This window comes from Motiliproteus sediminis, assembly GCF_017912535.1.
In the GTDB taxonomy this organism is placed as follows: Bacteria; Pseudomonadota; Gammaproteobacteria; order Pseudomonadales; family Balneatricaceae; genus Motiliproteus; species Motiliproteus sediminis.
This window is the reverse complement of sequence record NZ_JAERQK010000002.1, coordinates 159937-177378: the sequence shown is the minus strand read 5'-3', so window position 1 is coordinate 177378 and position 17442 is coordinate 159937. Positions and strand designations below refer to the sequence as shown.

Annotated in this window: 16 protein-coding genes; 7 read left to right on the top strand and 9 right to left on the bottom strand. The window is 61.3% G+C overall.

The features are described 5' to 3' along the window. Positions 1-119: 119 nt before the first annotated feature. The 4 genes from pntB to JJQ76_RS05230 all read right to left on the bottom strand — a co-directional run bounded on the left by pntB (position 120) and on the right by JJQ76_RS05230 (position 5824). Complete coding sequence (pntB, locus tag JJQ76_RS05245; protein WP_210395670.1) at positions 120-1502, bottom strand: Re/Si-specific NAD(P)(+) transhydrogenase subunit beta; 1383 nt, start codon at positions 1500-1502, stop codon at positions 120-122. Positions 1503-1504: 2 nt separating this feature from the next. Beyond that, entirely contained in the window at positions 1505-3064 is a 1560-nt protein-coding gene (locus JJQ76_RS05240) for a Re/Si-specific NAD(P)(+) transhydrogenase subunit alpha (RefSeq protein WP_210395669.1), read from the bottom strand. A gap of 254 nt (positions 3065-3318) precedes the next feature. Further along, positions 3319-4317, bottom strand: coding sequence for a glycosyltransferase family 2 protein (locus tag JJQ76_RS05235; protein WP_210395668.1), 999 nt, complete (start codon positions 4315-4317; stop codon positions 3319-3321). Positions 4318-4339: 22 nt separating this feature from the next. Continuing rightward, complete coding sequence (locus JJQ76_RS05230) at positions 4340-5824, bottom strand: hypothetical protein (RefSeq protein WP_210395667.1); 1485 nt, start codon at positions 5822-5824, stop codon at positions 4340-4342. A gap of 132 nt (positions 5825-5956) precedes the next feature. On the opposite strand from JJQ76_RS05230, the gene JJQ76_RS05225 reads away from it, so the two are divergent. The 3 genes from JJQ76_RS05225 (at position 5957) to JJQ76_RS05215 (ending at position 9367) form a co-directional block, all read left to right on the top strand. Beyond that, positions 5957-6721 (top strand): class I SAM-dependent methyltransferase, encoded by a 765-nt coding sequence (locus JJQ76_RS05225; RefSeq protein WP_210395666.1) that lies wholly within the window; start codon positions 5957-5959, stop codon positions 6719-6721. Next, the gene (locus JJQ76_RS05220; RefSeq protein ID WP_210395665.1) at positions 6711-7640 is read left to right on the top strand and encodes a 5'-nucleotidase; all 930 of its coding nucleotides are present in this window, start codon (positions 6711-6713) and stop codon (positions 7638-7640) included. The genes JJQ76_RS05225 and JJQ76_RS05220 overlap by 11 nt, the downstream gene beginning before the upstream one ends. A 92-nt stretch (positions 7641-7732) precedes the next feature. Continuing rightward, positions 7733-9367, top strand: coding sequence for a cation:proton antiporter (locus tag JJQ76_RS05215; RefSeq protein WP_210395664.1), 1635 nt, complete (start codon positions 7733-7735; stop codon positions 9365-9367). Between the two features lie 208 nt (positions 9368-9575). Here the strand turns inward: JJQ76_RS05215 and rpoD are convergent, their stop codons facing one another. The 4 genes from rpoD to rpsU all read right to left on the bottom strand — a co-directional run bounded on the left by rpoD (position 9576) and on the right by rpsU (position 14221). Then, positions 9576-11384 (bottom strand): RNA polymerase sigma factor RpoD, encoded by a 1809-nt coding sequence (gene rpoD, locus JJQ76_RS05210; protein ID WP_210395663.1) that lies wholly within the window; start codon positions 11382-11384, stop codon positions 9576-9578. 125 nt (positions 11385-11509) lie between these two features. After that, entirely contained in the window at positions 11510-13438 is a 1929-nt protein-coding gene (dnaG, locus tag JJQ76_RS05205) for a DNA primase (protein ID WP_210395662.1), read from the bottom strand. Positions 13439-13512: 74 nt separating this feature from the next. Then, positions 13513-13965, bottom strand: a complete 453-nt coding sequence (locus JJQ76_RS05200) for a GatB/YqeY domain-containing protein (RefSeq protein ID WP_210395661.1) — start codon at positions 13963-13965, stop codon at positions 13513-13515. Between the two features lie 40 nt (positions 13966-14005). After that, on the bottom strand, positions 14006-14221 hold the full coding sequence (gene rpsU / locus JJQ76_RS05195) for a 30S ribosomal protein S21 (protein WP_210395660.1): 216 nt from the start codon (positions 14219-14221) through the stop codon (positions 14006-14008). Positions 14222-14437: 216 nt separating this feature from the next. Here rpsU and tsaD point away from each other — a divergent pair, with 216 nt between their 5' ends. Then, the gene (gene tsaD / locus JJQ76_RS05190) at positions 14438-15460 is read left to right on the top strand and encodes a tRNA (adenosine(37)-N6)-threonylcarbamoyltransferase complex transferase subunit TsaD (RefSeq protein ID WP_210395659.1); all 1023 of its coding nucleotides are present in this window, start codon (positions 14438-14440) and stop codon (positions 15458-15460) included. A gap of 8 nt (positions 15461-15468) precedes the next feature. On the opposite strand, the gene plsY is transcribed toward tsaD, so the two are convergent. Next, positions 15469-16059: a glycerol-3-phosphate 1-O-acyltransferase PlsY gene (plsY, locus tag JJQ76_RS05185; RefSeq protein ID WP_210395658.1), complete on the bottom strand. Its 591-nt coding sequence runs from the start codon at positions 16057-16059 to the stop codon at positions 15469-15471. A gap of 76 nt (positions 16060-16135) precedes the next feature. On the opposite strand from plsY, the gene folB reads away from it, so the two are divergent. From folB to JJQ76_RS05170, 3 genes are read left to right on the top strand one after another with little or no spacing between them, the layout of a single operon-like run. Further along, positions 16136-16492, top strand: coding sequence for a dihydroneopterin aldolase (folB, locus tag JJQ76_RS05180; RefSeq protein WP_210395657.1), 357 nt, complete (start codon positions 16136-16138; stop codon positions 16490-16492). After that, positions 16492-17010 (top strand): 2-amino-4-hydroxy-6-hydroxymethyldihydropteridine diphosphokinase, encoded by a 519-nt coding sequence (folK, locus tag JJQ76_RS05175; RefSeq protein ID WP_210395656.1) that lies wholly within the window; start codon positions 16492-16494, stop codon positions 17008-17010. Before folB ends, folK begins: the two co-directional genes overlap by 1 nt. A gap of 29 nt (positions 17011-17039) precedes the next feature. Next, a complete protein-coding gene (locus tag JJQ76_RS05170) occupies positions 17040-17441 on the top strand; it encodes a hypothetical protein (RefSeq protein WP_210395655.1) in 402 nt (133 codons plus the stop codon). Position 17442: the final 1 nt, after the last annotated feature.

Genomic DNA, 17442 nt, shown 5'->3' with positions numbered 1-17442 from the left:
GCCAAGGGACGTGGCGGCATGGGGGCGGTTTTTTCGCCGCACGCTGATGCGCGGTTGAAAAACCGGTGAGTTACCAAGAAAACGGCGGAGCCAGGCTCCGCCGTTTTGCGTTGCTCCGCCTAGATATGCTTGAAGATGGCGTCAACGCTTTCGCGCGCGTCGCCAAACAGCATGCGGGTGTTGTCCTTGTAGAACAACGGGTTTTCAACCCCGGAGTAGCCGGTGGCCATGGAGCGTTTGAACACCACTACGGTGTTGGCCTTCCACACCTCGATCACCGGCATCCCGGCGATGGGGCTGCCCGGATCTTCGGCGGCGGCGGGGTTGACGGTGTCGTTGGCGCCGATCACCAGTACCACATCGGTTTCGCCCAGGTCGTCGTTGATCTCGTCCATCTCCAGTACCAGGTCATAGGGGACCTTGGCTTCTGCCAGCAGCACGTTCATGTGGCCGGGCATACGACCGGCGACGGGGTGGATGGCAAAGCGTACTTCAACCCCCTTGGCGCGCAGGGTCTTGGTGATCTCGGAGATCGGGTGCTGGGCATGGGCCACCGCCATACCGTAGCCGGGTACGATCACCACGCTGTTGGCGTTGGTGAGCATTTCGGCCACCTCTTCGGCGCTGGTGGGGGATACTTCACCCTGCTCCTCATCGCTGCCGGCGCTGCTGCTGGTGGCGCTGCCGAAGCCGCCCAGAATCACGCTGACAAACTTGCGGTTCATCGCCCGGCACATGATGTAGCTGAGGATGGCGCCGCTGGAGCCGACCAGCGCACCGACTACGATCAGCAGGTCGTTGGAAAGCATAAAGCCCGCCGCTGCTGCGGCCCAGCCGGAGTAGCTGTTGAGCATCGACACCACTACCGGCATATCAGCGCCGCCGATCGCCATTACCATGTGGACGCCGAACGCCAGCGCGATCAGGGTCATCAGCATCAGCGGCAGCAGGGCGCTGTCATGGCTGCCGATGAAGCTGTTGCCGAGCAGGATGGCCAGCACCAGTGCCGCCAGATTAAGGTAATGGCGACCGGGCAGGTGCAGCGGTTTGCTCATCACGATGCCGCGCAGCTTGCCAAAGGCGACCAGTGAGCCGGAAAAGGTGGCGGCACCGATCAGAATGCCGAGGTAGATCTCGGTGTCGTGGATGGTCTTTTCCACCCCGATGACATGGTTGGCGGGATCCAGGTAGCTGGCAAAACCGACCATGACCGCCGCCAGTCCGACAAAGCTGTGCATCATGGCGACCAGCTCAGGCATCTGGGTCATCTGCACCTTGATGGCAAAGTAGATGCCGATGGCACCGCCGATCAGCATGGCGATGATGATCCAGCCAAGGCCGGACACCTGGTCGCTGATCAGGGTGGCGATGATCGCCAGCGCCATGCCGACGATGCCGTAGAGGTTGCCGCGACGGGCGCTCTCCTGGTGGCTGAGACCTCCAAGGCTGAGAATAAAGAGTACGCTGGCGCCGATGTACGCCGCTGTGGTTAAACCGCCCATGATCAATCCTCTCGTACGAACATTTTCAGCATGCGCTGGGTGACGTAGAAACCACCGGCGATGTTGATGCTGGCAATCAGGATGGCGAGGAACGCCAGCACCGAAACCACGTTACTGCCGGAGCCTGCCTGCAGCAGGGCGCCGACGATGATGATGCCGCTGATGGCGTTGGTCACACTCATCAAGGGTGTATGCAGCGAGGGCGACACCGCCCACACCACCTGCCAGCCGACGAAGCAGGCCAGCACGAAGACGATAAAGTGCGACATGAATGCGGCAGGCGCCACGCTGCCAAGCATCAGTAGCAGAACCAGTGCGGCGCCCATGGCTCCGAGGGTGATGGCGCTGCGTTTGCCTGCCGATATCGGCTCCGGTTCCGGTGCCGGTTCTGCCTTGGGTTTGGGCGGGGCCACGGAGAGCTGGGGCGGCGGTGCCGGCCAGATGATTTCGCCATCGTGAATGACGGTGGTACCGCGGACGATGGTGTCGTCCATGTTGAAGTGCAGCGCGCCGTCCTTTTGCGGGCAAAGCTCGGACAGCACGTTGCGGACGTTGGTGGCGTACAGCTGGCTGGCCTGGGTGGGCAGGCGGCTGGGCAGGTCGGTGTAGCCGACGATAGAGACGCCGTGGCGGACCACTACCTCGCCCGGGACGGTCAGCTCGCAGTTGCCACCCTGTTCCGCGGCCAGATCAACGATTACGCTGCCGTCGGCCATCAGTTCGACCATATCCTCAAGGATCAGCTTGGGGGCCGGTTTGCCGGGGATCAGCGCGGTGGTGATGATGATATCCACCTCTTTGGCCTGTTCGCGGAACAGTGCCATTTCGGCGTCGATGAACTCCTGCGACATCTGCTTGGCATAGCCGCCGCTGCCGCTGCCGTCCTCGTCGATCTCGACGGTGAGGAACTCGGCGTCCATGCTTTCGACCTGCTCCTTGACCTCGGGGCGGGTGTCGAAGGCGCGGATGATGGCGCCCATGCGGCCGGCAGTGCCGAGGGCAGCCAGGCCGGCGACGCCGGCACCGATCACCAGCACTTTGGCGGGTTTGACCCGGCCGGCCGCGGTGATCTGACCGTTAAGGAAGCGGCCAAACAGGTTGGAGGCTTCGATCACCGCCTTGTAGCCGGAGATGTTGGCCATGGAACTCAAGGCATCGCAGCGTTGCGAGCGGCTGATGCGCGGGACCGAATCCATCGCCAGCACGTTGACGCGGCGCGAGGAGAGGCGCTCCATCAGTTCCGGGTTCTGGGCTGGCCACAGAAAACAGACCAGCGTTGCGCCTTCCTTGAGCAGGTCGGCTTCATGTCGACCCAGCTGCGGGTGCTCCTCCGGCGGTCGGACTTTGAGCACGATATCGCTGTTGGCCCAAAGTGCGTCGGCCCCCTCGATAATCTCGGCGCCCGCGTCACGGTAGGCTTCGTCGGCGAATTCAGCACCGGTACCGGCGCCGGATTCAATCGCGACCTCAAACCCCATCTTCTGCAGCTGGGTTACCAGCGCTGGTGTGGTGGCCACCCGTTTCTCGTTGGCGTGGACTTCCTTGGGAACCCCTATTTTCATCACTCTATCTCCCGGAGGCGCTACGCCCCTGCGCCCTGTGGTGAGGGCGGCTGTGTAGGTCAAAGTTGATTCAGGCTGGTTGTTATATGTCAATTATGGTCGAGTGACTAATTCTTTTGTCTAATGCTGGCCATTAATTAAACATATGGCTCAGGAATGGCGCGGGCTGGCGGCGGGTTTTCGGCCCCGGACAGGGATGAAAAAAGTAAATAAAGCGCAGAAATCGGGGAGTCACCCCTATGCACGGCGGGAGATCAGCTTCGGCCGGGCGGATGCGACTCAGGGGACGGGTCGGCGGTTTCCTTGGTGGGGGCGGGCGGCAGATCGTCGCTGCTGCCGGCGACAATGTAGAGCGGCCTGCCCTGCACCTGGGTGTAAATTTTGCCGATATATTCGCCGATGACGCCGAGGAAGATCAGTTGAATCCCCCCCAGCAGGAAGATCCCGGAGGTGGCCAGGGCGTAGCCGGGAACGGCGAGGTCGAAAAACAGCCGCTGGAAAATTATGGTGCCGGCGATCAGGAAGCTGAACAGGGTGATGGCCAGGCCAAAGGCCATGCAGGCCCGCAGCGGCGCCGCGCTGAACGAGGTCAGTGCATCCAGTGACAGCCATAACAGTTTGCTGTAGTTGTACTTGGTAACCCCGCGCTGGCGGCGTTGGCGATCGAACTCCACCACGGTCTGGCGAAAGCCCAGCCAGGAAAACATGCCGCGAACGAAGCGGTTGCGTTCGGGCAGGGCGTTGAAGTGATCCACCACTCGCCGGTCTACCAGGCGAAAGTCACCGACATCAGCCGGTATGGCGCGCTCCACCATGCGATTGAAGCCGCGATAGAACAGGTAGGCGCTGGCGCGTTTGAGCCAGGTTTCGCCGTGGCGTTGGCGGCGACGGGCGTGAACCACCTCGTAACCCTCGCGCCAGCGCTGGTGCAGTTCAAGGATCACCTCGGGAGGGTCCTGCAGGTCGGCGTCGATCAGCACCACCGCCTGCCCCCGGGCCAGCCGAAACCCACAGCTGGAGGCGGCTTCATGACCGAAGTTGCGACTGAAGCGGGCGTAGCGGACTCGCGGGTCAGCGGCGACCAGCAGGGCGATCTCGGCGTCGGTGCCGTCACGGGAGCCATCATCGATAAACAGCAGCTCGAAACTGATCCCGGCCGGCTCCAGCACCTTGAGCACGGCCTCATAGAGCGGACGGATATTGGGCGCTTCATTGTACGCGGGTGCAATCAGGGTCAGTTCCGGGCCGGCCATGGGCTTCTCCGTGGGTGCCGTATCAGTGTCGTCGGTAAAGATAGCCTTCCGCGTTGCGGGCGGCTATCTGCCAGCGCGGCTGACGCGCCAAGTGTTGATGCAGGGCATAGCTTTCACCGCCGGGGCTGCGGGCCGGCAGTATGATCCAGTCAAACTGGCCCTGTTCCAGCCACTGCACGCCTTGCGGAGTAGCCCAGAGGATGTGGGTGTACGGCACCAGGCGGTCGTCGTTGAGCATGCGGCCGTCGATAAAAGGGGTCAGCTGCGGGGTGTGCCACAGCAGGTAGCCACCCCAGCGCATCCAGTTGAAAGTGCGCCCACCGTTGCGGGCGGGCTGCAAAGTCGCCGCTGCGGTGAGAGCTGTAGTCAGTTGTCGGGGGTAGCGGTCGGGGTTGATGCCGCTGCGCGGCCCCGGTTGGTAGAGCGTCAGGGCCAGAATCAGGGTGAGTGCCAGCGGCAGCAGGCTCCAGCCCGGCTGTTGGCAACGCTGGAAACCGGCTGCGGCGCGCTGCTGCCAGTACCCGCCGAGTGCACCGCTCAGGTAAGGCAATGCCACTACCAGCAGGAACACAAAGTAACGGAAGGACTCCAGGCTGAGCAAGATGAGTCCGGCGGTGAGCGCTGCCTTGCGCGCATCCTGACGGACCAGTAGCGGCAATGCCAATAGCGCGCAGAACAGGATCAGTAAGGCCCACAGCTGCAAGCCGTAGTGGCCCTGCTGGAACAGCAGCAAAGAGCTGACGTACTCGGAGGTGCGAGCCTGCAGCTCGCTGCCCTGCAGGTTAAGCAGGTAGCGGTAGGTGTCAACGCCGTTGGGTGTACACAGGGTCGTTGCCGCGAACGCGGCGGATGCCAGTGTGTAGTGCCAGCGCAGCCGCGGGGCGGTGCAGGGGAGCGGCAGCCGCGGCAGCCACCAGATCAGACCATAACCGCTGACAATGACAACGCCAAGAATGACCCCGCCATGGCTGTTGGCCCAGGTCAGGCCGATCAATGGCAGCAGCAGGTAATAGCGGGCGTCGGCGCGTGTTTCGGCGCGTTCAATACTCCAGGCCAATAACGCTGCGTAAAGAATCGAATAGAGTTGCGGCCGGTCACCGGTGTAGGCCAGCAGACAGAATCCGGCGGCGCTGATCAGCAGCAGATTCAGCAGGGATGAGCCCCGCTGGCGCATGCGCTGCCACAGCAGCCACAGAGTGAGCAGCAGCAGCGCGACCCGTGCGCCCACCACGGCATCGGCGCCGCCGCTCTGGAACAGGCCGTAGAGTATCAGTTGCCCCAGCCACTGACCCTGGAGCACGGTGGACAGGCGGATCGGATTGCCGTCGCCGAAAACCTTGAACGGATCGCTTCCGGGTAGCGCCTGCTGTTCCCAGATCCAGCGGCCCGAGGCGATGTGCCACCAGAAGTCGGCATCCCAGATGGGTTCCGCCAGCAGCACGGCGAAGATTGCCAGCAGCAGGCCCGGAACCCAGCCGGAGGCGCGGGAGAGCAGGAGGTGGTTCAACGGCTGCCTCGTGAATAAACGAATTGGGTTGCGGCCGTTGGAAAACGTGCGGGACGCTGCAACAATGGCCGTAAGTGGATTATTCCACAGCGGTTTCTTGGCCACCACCGATAGAGGGGCGGATAGCAGCGAATGGATGAGTCGGTATATCGGCGGATGGCGGCGCTGGAGCGTCGCCACTGGTGGTTCGTTGCCCGGCGGCAGATCGTACAAGCCCTGCTGCGTCACTTTGGTCTGGGGGACGGTAGCGCCGGGCGTCGGGTGCTGGAGGTGGGCAGCGGCACCGGGGGTAATCTGCCCTGGCTGAGTCGCTTTGGCCTGGTCAGTGCGCTGGAACCGGAGCCGCTGGCGCGCGCGCTCTGCGCCGAGGCGACCGCTGTTGTGCCGCTGGAGGGGCGTTTGCCGGGGCCGTTGCCCTTTGCCCGCGAGCAGTTTGGGCTGATCTGTGCGCTAGATGTGATCGAGCATGTGGAAGATGACGCTGCTGCGGTCGCGGCACTGGCTGAACTGCTGACGCCGGAAGGCTGGTTGCTGCTGACGGTGCCGGCGTTGCCGGGGCTTTGGAGTCATCACGACCACAGTCACCACCACCATCGTCGTTATCAGCGCGGCCGCCTGCTCGATCTGCTGCAACAGGCGGGACTCGAGGTGCGGTACTGTAGCTACTATAACTGTTGGCTGCTGCCGTTAATCGCTGCGGCGCGGGCGCTGGGACGCTGGCGCGGTGGTGAAACGACCGACGAACGCTTGCCCCCTGGCTGGCTGAATGGCTGTTTGCGCGCCGTGTTTGCCAGCGAACGCTGGGTTCTGGGGTGGGGGCGGTTGCCGTTGGGGGTAAGCCTGGTGGCGCTGGCAAAGCGGCGCCATCAACCACAAGGGGGCAAGAATGGGATTTGATATCGACGGACGCCTGGTGATCGGTCTGGCATCCAGTGCGCTGTTTGATCTGGACGAGTCCGACAAGGTGTTCCGTGTTAAAGGTGAGCGTGCCTATCGGGTTTACCAGCGTGAGCACCAGCATCAGCCGTTACGCCCCGGGGTCGCCTACCCCTTTGTGCGCCGGTTGCTGGCGCTTAATGCACTGGCGCCGGACAACCCGCCGGTGGAGGTGGTGTTGCTGTCGCACAACGACCCCGACACCGGCTTGCGGGTGTTCAAGTCGATCGAACATTACGGGCTTGGGATGACGCGGGCGGTGTTTCTGCAGGGGCGCTCGCCCCACGACTATATTCCGGCGTTCAATATCAGCCTGTTTCTCAGCGCCAATGAGGCAGATGTTCGCGAGGCGGTAGCCAAGGGGTTCCCGGCCGGGCTGGTGCTGCGCTCCTATGCGGCTGACGATGCCGAGGATGACGAGCTGCGCCTGGCGTTCGACTTTGATGGGGTGCTGGCGGACGATGAGGCTGAAGCCGTTTATCAGAGCGGCGACCTGGACCAGTTTAAACAGTATGAGCGTGAGCGGGTTGACCAACCCCACAGTCCGGGGCCGTTGCAGGGATTTCTGAGCAAGATCGCACAGATCCAGCAGCTGGAACAGGCGCGCGCCGAGTCTGATCCCGGTTATCAGCCACGGCTACGGGTAGCGATAGTGACCGCCCGCAACGCGCCGGCCCACGAACGGGTGATCAATACCATGCGTAGCTGGGAAATCATGGTCAACGACGCCTTTTTTCTCGGAGGGGTGGAGAAACGGCGGGTGCTGGAGGTGTTAAAACCACACATCTTCTTCGACGATCAGCGCTTGCATCTGGATGCCGCGGCGGAGATCTCGCCGGCGGTTCACATCCCGTTCGGGATCGCCAATCGCCAGCCCTGATTCGGGCGTTTTAACGCGTTCATAAACCACCCGTAATCCGCTAACATGGGGCGGTTTGAGTTCTGTTGCTGGCCCGGAGGCGGCCTTCGATCATGGATAACATCATTACTCTGGTTCTGATCTGCGCCGGCGTGTCGCTGCTGCTGAACGTGTTGCTGAAGAAGTTTCACGTCGAGTCGGTGATCGGGTACATCCTCACCGGCATGGCGGTGGGGTTCGCTTTCGACCTGCAGCATAGTGACAGTCTTGAGGTGATCGCCGAGTTTGGGATCGTGTTTCTGATGTTTACCATCGGGCTGGAGTTTTCGCCGGAAAAGCTGCGGCTGATGAAAAAAGAGGTGTTCGTTTACGGTCCGCTGCAGATGGCGATCACCGCGTCGATCTTCTTTGCCATCGGGCATTGGGTCTTGGGTATAGCGCCCACGGTCAATCTTATCGTCAGCCTGGCGCTGTCGCTGTCGTCCACGGCTATAGTCCTTAACCTGCTGACCAAAAGCCGCAAGATCAGTCGCCGCTATGGGCGCAATTCCGTCGGCGTGCTGCTGTTCCAGGATATCGCGGTGATCCCGATTCTGTTGATGGTTTCGATCTTCTCCAGCAGTCAGGACAGCATCTCGCAGCTGATGCTGGATGTGGTGATGGATGGCGGTATCGTATTTCTGCTGCTGTTCCTCGGTGGGCGGATCATGACTCCGCACGTGATGGAGCACGTCATCGGTACCCGCTCCAACGAGCTGTTTGTGGGCGCGATTCTGTTGTTTGTGGTTGGTGCCGCGCAGCTCGCCCATGGGCTTGGTTTCTCCTACTCGTTGGGTGCTTTTCTGGCCGGTATGGTGTTGTCTGAAACCCAGTACAAGCATCAGGTTGAAGCCGACCTGACCCCGTTCCGCGATCTGCTGCTGGGGGTGTTCTTTATTACCGTGGGGATGCAGGTCAACCCGCTATTCGTGGTTGCCAACCTGCCGATGATTCTGCTGGTGATGGTGACCTTGCTGGCGGTCAAGAGTCTGGTGCTGTTCGCCTTTTTGCGCTTCTTCAATGGTACCCACACCTCCTTGAAAACTGCGCTCTTGTTGGCACAGAGCGGTGAATTTTCATTCGTGGTGTTTGAAACCGCGCAAGCCAACAACCTGTTTATGGATCCGGAGCTGGGGCAGGTGCTGGTGATGGCTATCGTGTTGACCATGATGCTGACGCCGTTCGTGTTTCAGTATCTGGACCGGATTACCCAGATGCTGGCACGAGAGCCGGAGCAGAAGGCCGGCCACAGCGTCGACGAGATTGAAGAGGAAGTGGACGAGCAGCATGTGGTGATCTGCGGCTATGGTGTGTTGGGGCAGCGGATCGGTGCGCAGCTGGATGAGGCGGGAGTGCCTTTCGTCGGGGTTGAGCACGATGGTACTTCGTTCCGGGCGTCGAAAGAGAAGGGGGCACCGGTCTATTTCGGTAATGCCGGTAACCGCCAGTTTCTTGAGAAGATCAAGATCGACCACGCCCGCGCGGTGGTGATCGCGATGAGCAACGAACCGCGTATCCTGTTGGTGGCCCAGTCGGTACGCAGCGTAGCACCCGATGTGCCGATCATGGTGTGTGCAACCAACCGGCAGCTGAAAGAGGAGCTCGACGCGGTGGGTGTGAGCGAGCCGATCGATAGTCTGGATCAGACCGCCGATGCCTTGGCGCGGCAGGTGATTGAGCTGGAACTGGTGCAGGAGAGTGGCGGTTGAGCTGGCCTGCTTGGCGGTCAACCCTCCCGCTTCCACGGGATCACAACCCCAAGTTTGGCGGCAAGGGAATAATCGCCCGGGGTACGCTTATCACTTGATTGCATAACACCTCCCGATTCATTCATCGAAAAGTGGTAACGCTATTCAGGACGGGACAGACAGCATAAAAAAGCCGCTCAATGAGCGGCTTTTTTGCTTGCGGCGGCGTTTACTCGTCGATAAAGCCGCGCAGGTGTTCGGAGCGTGAGGGGTGGCGCAGTTTGCGCAACGCCTTGGCTTCGATCTGACGGATCCGCTCGCGGGTGACGTCGAACTGCTTGCCCACCTCTTCCAGGGTGTGGTCGGTGTTCATGTCGATACCGAAGCGCATCCGCAGCACCTTGGCTTCACGGGCGGTCAGTCCGGCCAACACGCCGCGGGTGGCTTCGCGCAGGCCTTCGCTGGTGGCGGAATCGATCGGCGAGTTGGCCGCGGTATCTTCGATAAAGTCACCGAGGCTGGAGTCTTCGTCGTCACCGATGGGGGTTTCCATCGAGATCGGTTCCTTGGCGATCTTGAGCACCTTGCGAACCTTGTCTTCCGGCATCTCCATCCGCTCGGCCAGCTCCTCGGGGGTGGCTTCGCGTCCCATCTCCTGCAGCATCTGGCGGGAGATGCGGTTGAGCTTATTGATGGTTTCGATCATATGCACCGGAATACGGATGGTGCGCGCCTGGTCGGCGATGGAGCGGGTGATCGCCTGACGAATCCACCAGGTGGCGTAGGTGGAGAACTTGTAGCCGCGGCGGTACTCGAACTTGTCGACCGCTTTCATCAGACCGATGTTGCCTTCCTGAATCAGGTCGAGGAACTGCAGGCCGCGGTTGGTGTATTTCTTGGCGATAGAGATAACCAGGCGCAGGTTGGCCTCGACCATCTCTTTTTTGGCGCGGCGGGCGCGGGCTTCGCCGATGGACATCCGGCGGTTGACCTCTTTGACCTCGACCAGCGTCAGGCCGGTGGTGTTCTCCACTTCCTGCAACTTGCGCTGGGCGCGAACCAGTTCAACCTTGAACGGTGCCAGTTTGGCGGCAAAGGGGCTGCCCTTGGCGCACAGTTTTTCCACCCACTCGGGATTGAGTTCGTTGCCCGGGAACTCCTTCACGAACTGTTTGCGGGTCATGCCGCCACGGCGCGTGCACAGCTGCATCATGATCCGCTCCTGCGCGCGGACCTGTTCCACGGCGTCACGCACGGTCTGGACCAGTGCGTCGTACAGGCGGGGTACCAGTTTGATCGGGGCGAAGGTGGCGGCCATTTCAGCCAGCGCTTTTTCCGCCTGCTTGCTGGCGCGGCCGTGCTTTTCGATTGCGGTCATCACCTGCTTGTAGTTCTCGATCAGCTCACCGAAGCGGCGCTTGACCTCCTCCGGGTCCGGGCCGCCTTCGTTGGCGTCGTCATCATCGTCATTCTCGTCATCATCGTCGCTGCTCTTCTGGGCCGCCGGCGGTGTGATCTCGTCATCGGGGTCGATAAAGCCGTTGAGCAGGTCGGTCAGACGGCCCTCTTCGCTGAGTGCCTGGTCGTAGGCTTCGAGCACCAGCGGAATGGAACCGGGGTAGTAGGCGATGGCGGACATGACGTCGCGCAGGCCCTCTTCGATCCGCTTCGCCAGCAGAATCTCGCCTTCGCGGGTCAGCAGCTCAACCGTACCCATCTCGCGCATGTACATGCGAACCGGGTCGGTGGTGCGGCCTGCTTCGGATTCGACTGCCGCCAATGCGGCCGCGGCCTCTTCTACTGCGCTTTCGTCGGTGGAATCGCCGCCTTCGATGATCAGGTTGTCCTGGTCCGGTGCTTCTTCCGAGACCTGGATGCCCATGTCATTGATCATGCGGATGATATCTTCGACCTGATCGGGGTCGGAGATATCCTCGGGCAAGTGGTCGTTAACTTCAGCAAAGGTCAGGTAGCCCTGCTCCTTTCCCCGTGCGATCAGTTCTTTGAGACGAGACTGCTGCTGAGAAGTATTCGACATAGATGCCCTTTGCCCTGCGTCCAAGGATGATGAAAAAATAGCCGCATATTGTACATGCGTTCGCTTAATTTATAAATAGGATAGACCCCATTGGCCGTTGCGGGTTCGGGCGCTCGGGGGATTCGTCAGCGCCGTCTGGCGCGGCTGACCAACAGTTTAGTCAGTAATTGGCGTTCCTGGTCACTCAATTGGGACGGTTTGCGGGTTTTCAACTCATCCAGGCGCGCTTCTTCGCGTTTTTTTACCAGCTGTTGCAGGCAGTCAAGAAACTCCTGACGCAGTTGCTCGGGGTCAGGAATCAGCTGTTCGCGTTCCGCCAGTTGCTTGAGCAGGTCGAAGTGAGGGGTGTCACGCCATTTGGCGACCAGTAGAGCGGCTGGCATGTTGGGTTGGCGTCGCGCCTGGTCGATCAGTGCGGCGAGCAGTGACAGTTCCGGTTCGTTTAGTTGCTCCAGCGCTTCGCTGGTTTCAAAGTCGACGTTGGCCGCCAGTTTTGGGTGGCGCAGCAGTCGGGTCAGGGCGCGGGCGGCGAGCGACGACGGACGCAGCAGTGGCGTGCGGGGGAGGTCGTTACCGTACGGGTTGCGTTTGTCCTGGCGCCACTTGTGGTTCGGGCGACGTTCTTTCTGGGGGTAGGCCGGTGCGCCGAAACTGTCGTGAAGCTCCGCAGTTGGCGGGTAGTCGCCGTAGTCATAATCGTCGTAGTTGGCCAGCGGGGGCTCGCTGGGGTGGTGGTCGGGGCTGGTTGCAGCGGGGGTGCCTGTGCTGCTGAAAAAACTGGCGTCAAGGCCGGTCAGCTCGCCCAGGCGCTGACGCATCAATTGCTGCAGGGTTTTGCCGGGAATACGGTCGATCAGTGGCATGGCCAATGAGCTGAGGCGGGCGCGCCCTTCGCCGCTGGAGAGGTCAATGTCGGTGGCGAGGGTGTCGAACATGAACGCCGATAGTGGTTGGGCATCACCGACACGGCGATTGAAGGCTTCGCTGCCTTCGGCGCGGACCATGCTGTCCGGATCTTCGCCGTCGGGCAGAAACAGGAAGCGGGCCTGGCGGCCGTCCTGCATCTGCGGCAGGGCGGTCTCCAGTGCACGGCGTGCAGCCTGGCGGCCAGCCTGGTCGCCGTCGAAGCAGAACACAACCTCGGGCACCAGCTTGAAGATCCGGGTCAGGTGGTGCTCGCTGGTAGCCGTGCCAAGAGTGGCTACGGCGTTGCTGATGCCGAACTGGGCCAGCGCGACCACGTCCATGTAGCCTTCGACGATCACCAGTCGTTCCAGTGAACGATTGGCTTTGCGTGCCTGATAGAGGCCGTAGAGTTCGCGGTTCTTGTGAAAAACGTCGGTTTCCGGCGAGTTGAGGTACTTGGGTTTGTTGTCACCCAGCACCCGGCCGCCAAAGGCGATTACGCGGCCGCGCATGTCGATAATCGGGAACATGATCCGATCGCGGAAGCGGTCATAGCACTTCTGCTCGTCCGGCTTGAGGATCACCAGACCGGCGGCGTCCAGTTGTTGTCGCTGTTTGTTGTCGTCGCCCATGTGCTGGAGCAGGTTGTCCCAGCCCGGCGGGGCGTAGCCGATACCGAACTGCTGGGCGATCTGGCCACTGAGTCCGCGATTTTTGAGGTAGTCCACCGCGCGCGCGCGTTCGGGATGTTGGCGCAGCTGCTGGCGATAAAACTGGTCGGCCCGTTCGAGCAGGGCGTAGGTGCCCTTGAGTGCGCTCTCGCGTTCGCGCTGCTGGTGTTCGTTGGCGGCTTGCGGAATGTCGAGGCCCTGGCGGCGGGCGAGCATTTCAACCGCCTGAGGAAAGTCGATCCGTTCGTACTCCATCACGAAGCCGAGGGCGTTGCCGCCGGCGCCGCAGCCGAAGCAATAGTAGAACTGTTTGTCCGGGTCGACGCTGAACGAAGGGGTTTTCTCTTTGTGGAACGGGCAGAGGCCGGAGTAGTTGCGACCAGTGCGTTTCAGCTGCACGCGCTCGTCCACCACATCGACAATGTCGGTGCGGTTGAGCAGGTCGTCGATAAAATCCTGAGGAATGCGTCCGGCCATGAACGGTCTGTTGCTCCAGCTGAGGGGGCTAGCTTAACAGGATCTGGCGATCAGGAAAGTGCGCGTAGCGGGGTTTATCCCAGGCGGGCTTTGATCCGTTTGCTGACGGCGGCTATGTCGGCCCGGCCCTGCAGCTGCGGCTTGAGTTGTGCCATCAACGGGCCCATATCCTTCATCGTGCTGGCGCCGGTGGCGGCGATCGCAGCATCGATCAGTTGGTCGATCTCTTCGTCGGTTAACTGGGCAGGAAGAAAGGTTTTGATCACCTCCAGTTCGTTCTTCTCCACCTCAGCGAGATCATCACGTCCGGCGGCTTCGAACTGGCTGATGGAATCGCGGCGCTGTTTCTGCATCTTGTCCAGAATAACCAGCACGCGTTCATCGTCCAGTTCGATCCGCTCGTCCACCTCGACCCGTTTGAGTTCTGCAAGCATACCCCGCAGCGTAGTCAGGCGCGGTTTGTCTTTGGCGCGCATCGCTGCTTTCTGCGCATCTTTCAGCGCTTGCTTGATGGGGCAGTCACTCATGATCTGTCTCTGGCCAAGGCTCGAGGCTCGTGATACCGGATTAGTACAGGCGAACCTGACGACGGGTCTCGCGCGCAACCTTCTTGGCGTGGCGCTTGACGGCAGCAGCGGCCTGACGCTTGCGCACGGAAGTCGGCTTCTCGTAGTGCTCGCGGCGACGAACTTCGGCCAGAATGCCGGCTTTTTCGCATGAGCGCTTGAAGCGACGCAGTGCTACGTCAAAAGGCTCGGTGTCACGTACTTTAACGCTTGGCATCGTATTACCTTAATTAAGCTTTTGGTTACTCCCGTGGGCCTTTCCAGCGGGAACGCATCAAAATCCTGCAGTTGCAGGGCCGCATATTCTAGTCCCGGCGGCGTGCGAAAGCAAACCCCTGTACGCATATTCTGTTCCTGCCGTAGCGGCGCTGCTAGAATGCGCCGGTCCGGTGTGTCCGGTACCCTTGTTTAGCCACGATGAAACGGAGTCCGCATGCGCGTTCTGGGGATCGAAACCTCCTGTGATGAAACCGGCGTTGCCCTGTATGACAGCGATCAGGGGTTGTTGGCCGATGCGCTCTACAGCCAGATCGATATGCATGCCGAGTACGGTGGTGTGGTGCCGGAGCTGGCGTCCCGTGATCATATTCGCAAGCTGGTGCCGCTGATTCGCGAGGTGATGAGCGCGGCGGGTGTCGAGCGTGCCGATGCCATCGCCTATACCGCTGGTCCCGGTTTGATCGGTGCCCTGATGGTGGGGGCGTCGCTGGCGCGTGCGCTGGGCTTTGCCTGGCAGGTGCCGGTCCTCGGCGTTCATCATATGGAAGGCCACCTGCTGGCACCGATGCTGGAGGATAATCCGCCGGAGTTTCCGTTCGTGGCGCTGCTGGTGAGCGGCGGCCACACCCAACTGGTGCGGGTTGACGGTATCGGTCGCTACGAGCTGCTGGGTGAATCTCTGGACGATGCCGCCGGCGAAGCGTTCGACAAGGCCGCCAAGATGCTGGGGCTGGATTACCCCGGCGGGCCGATGATCGCCAAACTCGCCGCCGATGGCGAGGCGGGGCGGTTTCGTTTTCCGCGGCCGATGACCGATCGGCCCGGGCTGGAGTTCAGCTTCAGCGGCCTTAAGACCTTTACCCTCAATACCGCTGAGAAGCTTAAGGTTGACGGTGAATTGGCGGACCAGGATAAAGCCGACATCGCCCGCGCCTTTGAAGAGGCGGTGGTGGATACCCTGGCCATTAAATGCAAGCGCGCGCTGGAGCAGACCGGGCTCAAACGGCTGGTGATCGCCGGCGGGGTCAGCGCCAACCGCAAACTGCGCGCGGGGCTGGAGGCGATGGTGGCCAAGCGTGGTGCCGCGCTGTTTTATGCCCGGCCCGAATTCTGTACCGACAACGGCGCCATGATCGCCTACGCCGGTTGCCAGCGATTGCTGGCTGGCCAACAGGATGAGCTGGTGATTCAGGCCCGCCCGCGCTGGCCGATGAGTGAACTGCCGCCGATCGGCTGAGGCGGAGGTTAAAAGCGGCTTTCCAGCCCCTGGCGCAGCTTCAGGATGTTACTGCGGTGGCGCAGGATCATCAGCGCACAGAGAATGCCGACCAGGGTGAGGTAGTCGGGCGCCAGCATCAGACAGAGCGGCGGCGACAGAATCGCCATCAACAGCGCGGCCAGCGATGAGATGCGGAACCACTTGGCCAGTACCAGCCAGATCGCAATCTGCGCCAGTCCCAGTAGCGGATGGATCGCCAGGCAGACCCCCAGGGTGGTCGCCACGCCCTTGCCACCGCGAAAGCCGAAATATACCGGCCACAAGTGACCGAGCACCGCGGCCAGAGCGGTCAGGCTGACTACCTCGCTGGGTTGTTCCAGAGCGCGGGCGATAGCCACCGGCAGCACTCCTTTGAGCAGATCGCCACAAAGGGTGAGGGTTCCTGCCGCACGATGGCCGTTGCGGAAAACGTTGGTAGCGCCGGGGTTGCCGGAGCCGCTGTTGCGGGGATCGGGCAGGCCGTAGAGTCGGCACGCCAGCACCGCGCAAGATACCGAGCCCAGCAGATAGGCCAGCAGGATCAGGGCGACGGCGGTTGACGTGACGGTGGCGCTCATGGGAGGCTGCCCGGCGTTGAGGAAACGCCTCTTTTTTAGCAGATGCAGCAAAACGAGTAAACCAAGGAGCCGGACCATGGATATCGTTTACATTCACGGCCTGGAAGTAGATACCGTCATCGGGATCTACGACTGGGAGCGCAAGATCCGGCAGACCGTCAATCTGGATCTGGAGATGGGTACCGATATCCGCCAGGCGGCTGCCAGCGAAGATATCGATAAAACCCTCAACTACAAGAGCGTTTCCAAGCGGCTGATCGAGTTTATCGGCGCCAGCGAATTTCTGTTGGTGGAAACTATGGCAGAAGAGATCGCTACGCTGGTGATGCAGGAGTTTCCGGTACCCTGGTTGAAACTGCGTCTGGGTAAGCCCGGCGCGGTGCGCGGCGCGCGTGATGTGGGGGTGATTATCGAGCGCGGCGAGCGGTTCTGATGGCTCGCGTCTATCTTAGTCTCGGCAGTAATATTCGCCGCGAGCACTACATCAGCAGTTGTCTCGATGGCCTGGCCCACCGCTTTGGCGAGCTTGATATCTCCAGTGTCTACGAAAGTGAGGCGGTAGGGTTCGACGGCGATCCTTTTTTCAATCTGGTGGTGGGGCTTGAGACCGAGCTGGCTCTGGATCCGCTGTTCGAATTTCTGCGAGAGACCGAGCACGCGCATGACCGCTGCCGTAAGGCGGCTAAATTCAGCGCCCGCACGCTGGATATCGACATTCTTACCTATGACGATTACGTGGGCCCGTTTGCCGGCGGCGAATTGCCGCGTGAAGAGATCACCCGCAATGCGTTCGTGCTCTGGCCGCTGGCTGAGATCGCCGCGGATCTCCGCCACCCGGGGCTGGGGATCCGCTACGGTCAGTTGTGGGCGAATTACGATAAAAGCCGGCAGGCGCTGTGGCCGGTCAGCTTTGTTTGGCAGGGGCGGGAGCTTCTGCGCTACACTGCCTGAACGCCCCGGATTGCAGCTCGTGAGTTGGCATGATTGACTACCTGATTCTTCCTGAGCATCGTCTGATCGTTGTGACCAACCGGGATCTGGTTTCCATCGACGACATCACCCGAATGCGCCAGCGTTTGCACGCCGACTCCAATTACTCGCCAAGTTATGACGTGCTGAATGACTCCAGTCGCCTGAACAGCCAGTACTCTGCAGATGAAATTTTCGAATTTGATGCCAGTGAGCTGCCACCGATCAAGGTGGCCATTGTGGCACCCTCAGACCTGAACTTTGGCGTGGCAAGAATGTGGCAGCAGCTGACGGAGGATCACCGCAAGGCGCAGGTTGGCGTATTTCGCAGTTCGGGTGAGGCGTTGGTCTGGCTGGGTCGCCCCGTAAGTCTCGCCGTGATGCTCAACAAGCAATACGGGTGTCAAGACTAGC

Excerpts from the sequence above, each read along its gene's own strand:
- pntB (WP_210395670.1), bottom strand. The coding sequence starts at position 1,502 with ATGGGCGGTTTAACCACAGCGGCGTACATCGGCGCCAGCGTACTCTTT.
- JJQ76_RS05240 (WP_210395669.1), bottom strand. The coding sequence starts at position 3,064 with ATGAAAATAGGGGTTCCCAAGGAAGTCCACGCCAACGAGAAACGGGTG.
- JJQ76_RS05235 (WP_210395668.1), bottom strand. The coding sequence starts at position 4,317 with ATGGCCGGCCCGGAACTGACCCTGATTGCACCCGCGTACAATGAAGCG.
- JJQ76_RS05225 (WP_210395666.1), top strand. The coding sequence starts at position 5,957 with ATGGATGAGTCGGTATATCGGCGGATGGCGGCGCTGGAGCGTCGCCAC.
- JJQ76_RS05220 (WP_210395665.1), top strand. The coding sequence starts at position 6,711 with ATGGGATTTGATATCGACGGACGCCTGGTGATCGGTCTGGCATCCAGT.
- JJQ76_RS05215 (WP_210395664.1), top strand. The coding sequence starts at position 7,733 with ATGGATAACATCATTACTCTGGTTCTGATCTGCGCCGGCGTGTCGCTG.
- rpoD (WP_210395663.1), bottom strand. The coding sequence starts at position 11,384 with ATGTCGAATACTTCTCAGCAGCAGTCTCGTCTCAAAGAACTGATCGCA.
- dnaG (WP_210395662.1), bottom strand. The coding sequence starts at position 13,438 with ATGGCCGGACGCATTCCTCAGGATTTTATCGACGACCTGCTCAACCGC.
- JJQ76_RS05200 (WP_210395661.1), bottom strand. The coding sequence starts at position 13,965 with ATGAGTGACTGCCCCATCAAGCAAGCGCTGAAAGATGCGCAGAAAGCA.
- rpsU (WP_210395660.1), bottom strand. The coding sequence starts at position 14,221 with ATGCCAAGCGTTAAAGTACGTGACACCGAGCCTTTTGACGTAGCACTG.
- tsaD (WP_210395659.1), top strand. The coding sequence starts at position 14,438 with ATGCGCGTTCTGGGGATCGAAACCTCCTGTGATGAAACCGGCGTTGCC.
- plsY (WP_210395658.1), bottom strand. The coding sequence starts at position 16,059 with ATGAGCGCCACCGTCACGTCAACCGCCGTCGCCCTGATCCTGCTGGCC.
- folB (WP_210395657.1), top strand. The coding sequence starts at position 16,136 with ATGGATATCGTTTACATTCACGGCCTGGAAGTAGATACCGTCATCGGG.
- folK (WP_210395656.1), top strand. The coding sequence starts at position 16,492 with ATGGCTCGCGTCTATCTTAGTCTCGGCAGTAATATTCGCCGCGAGCAC.
- JJQ76_RS05170 (WP_210395655.1), top strand. The coding sequence starts at position 17,040 with ATGATTGACTACCTGATTCTTCCTGAGCATCGTCTGATCGTTGTGACC.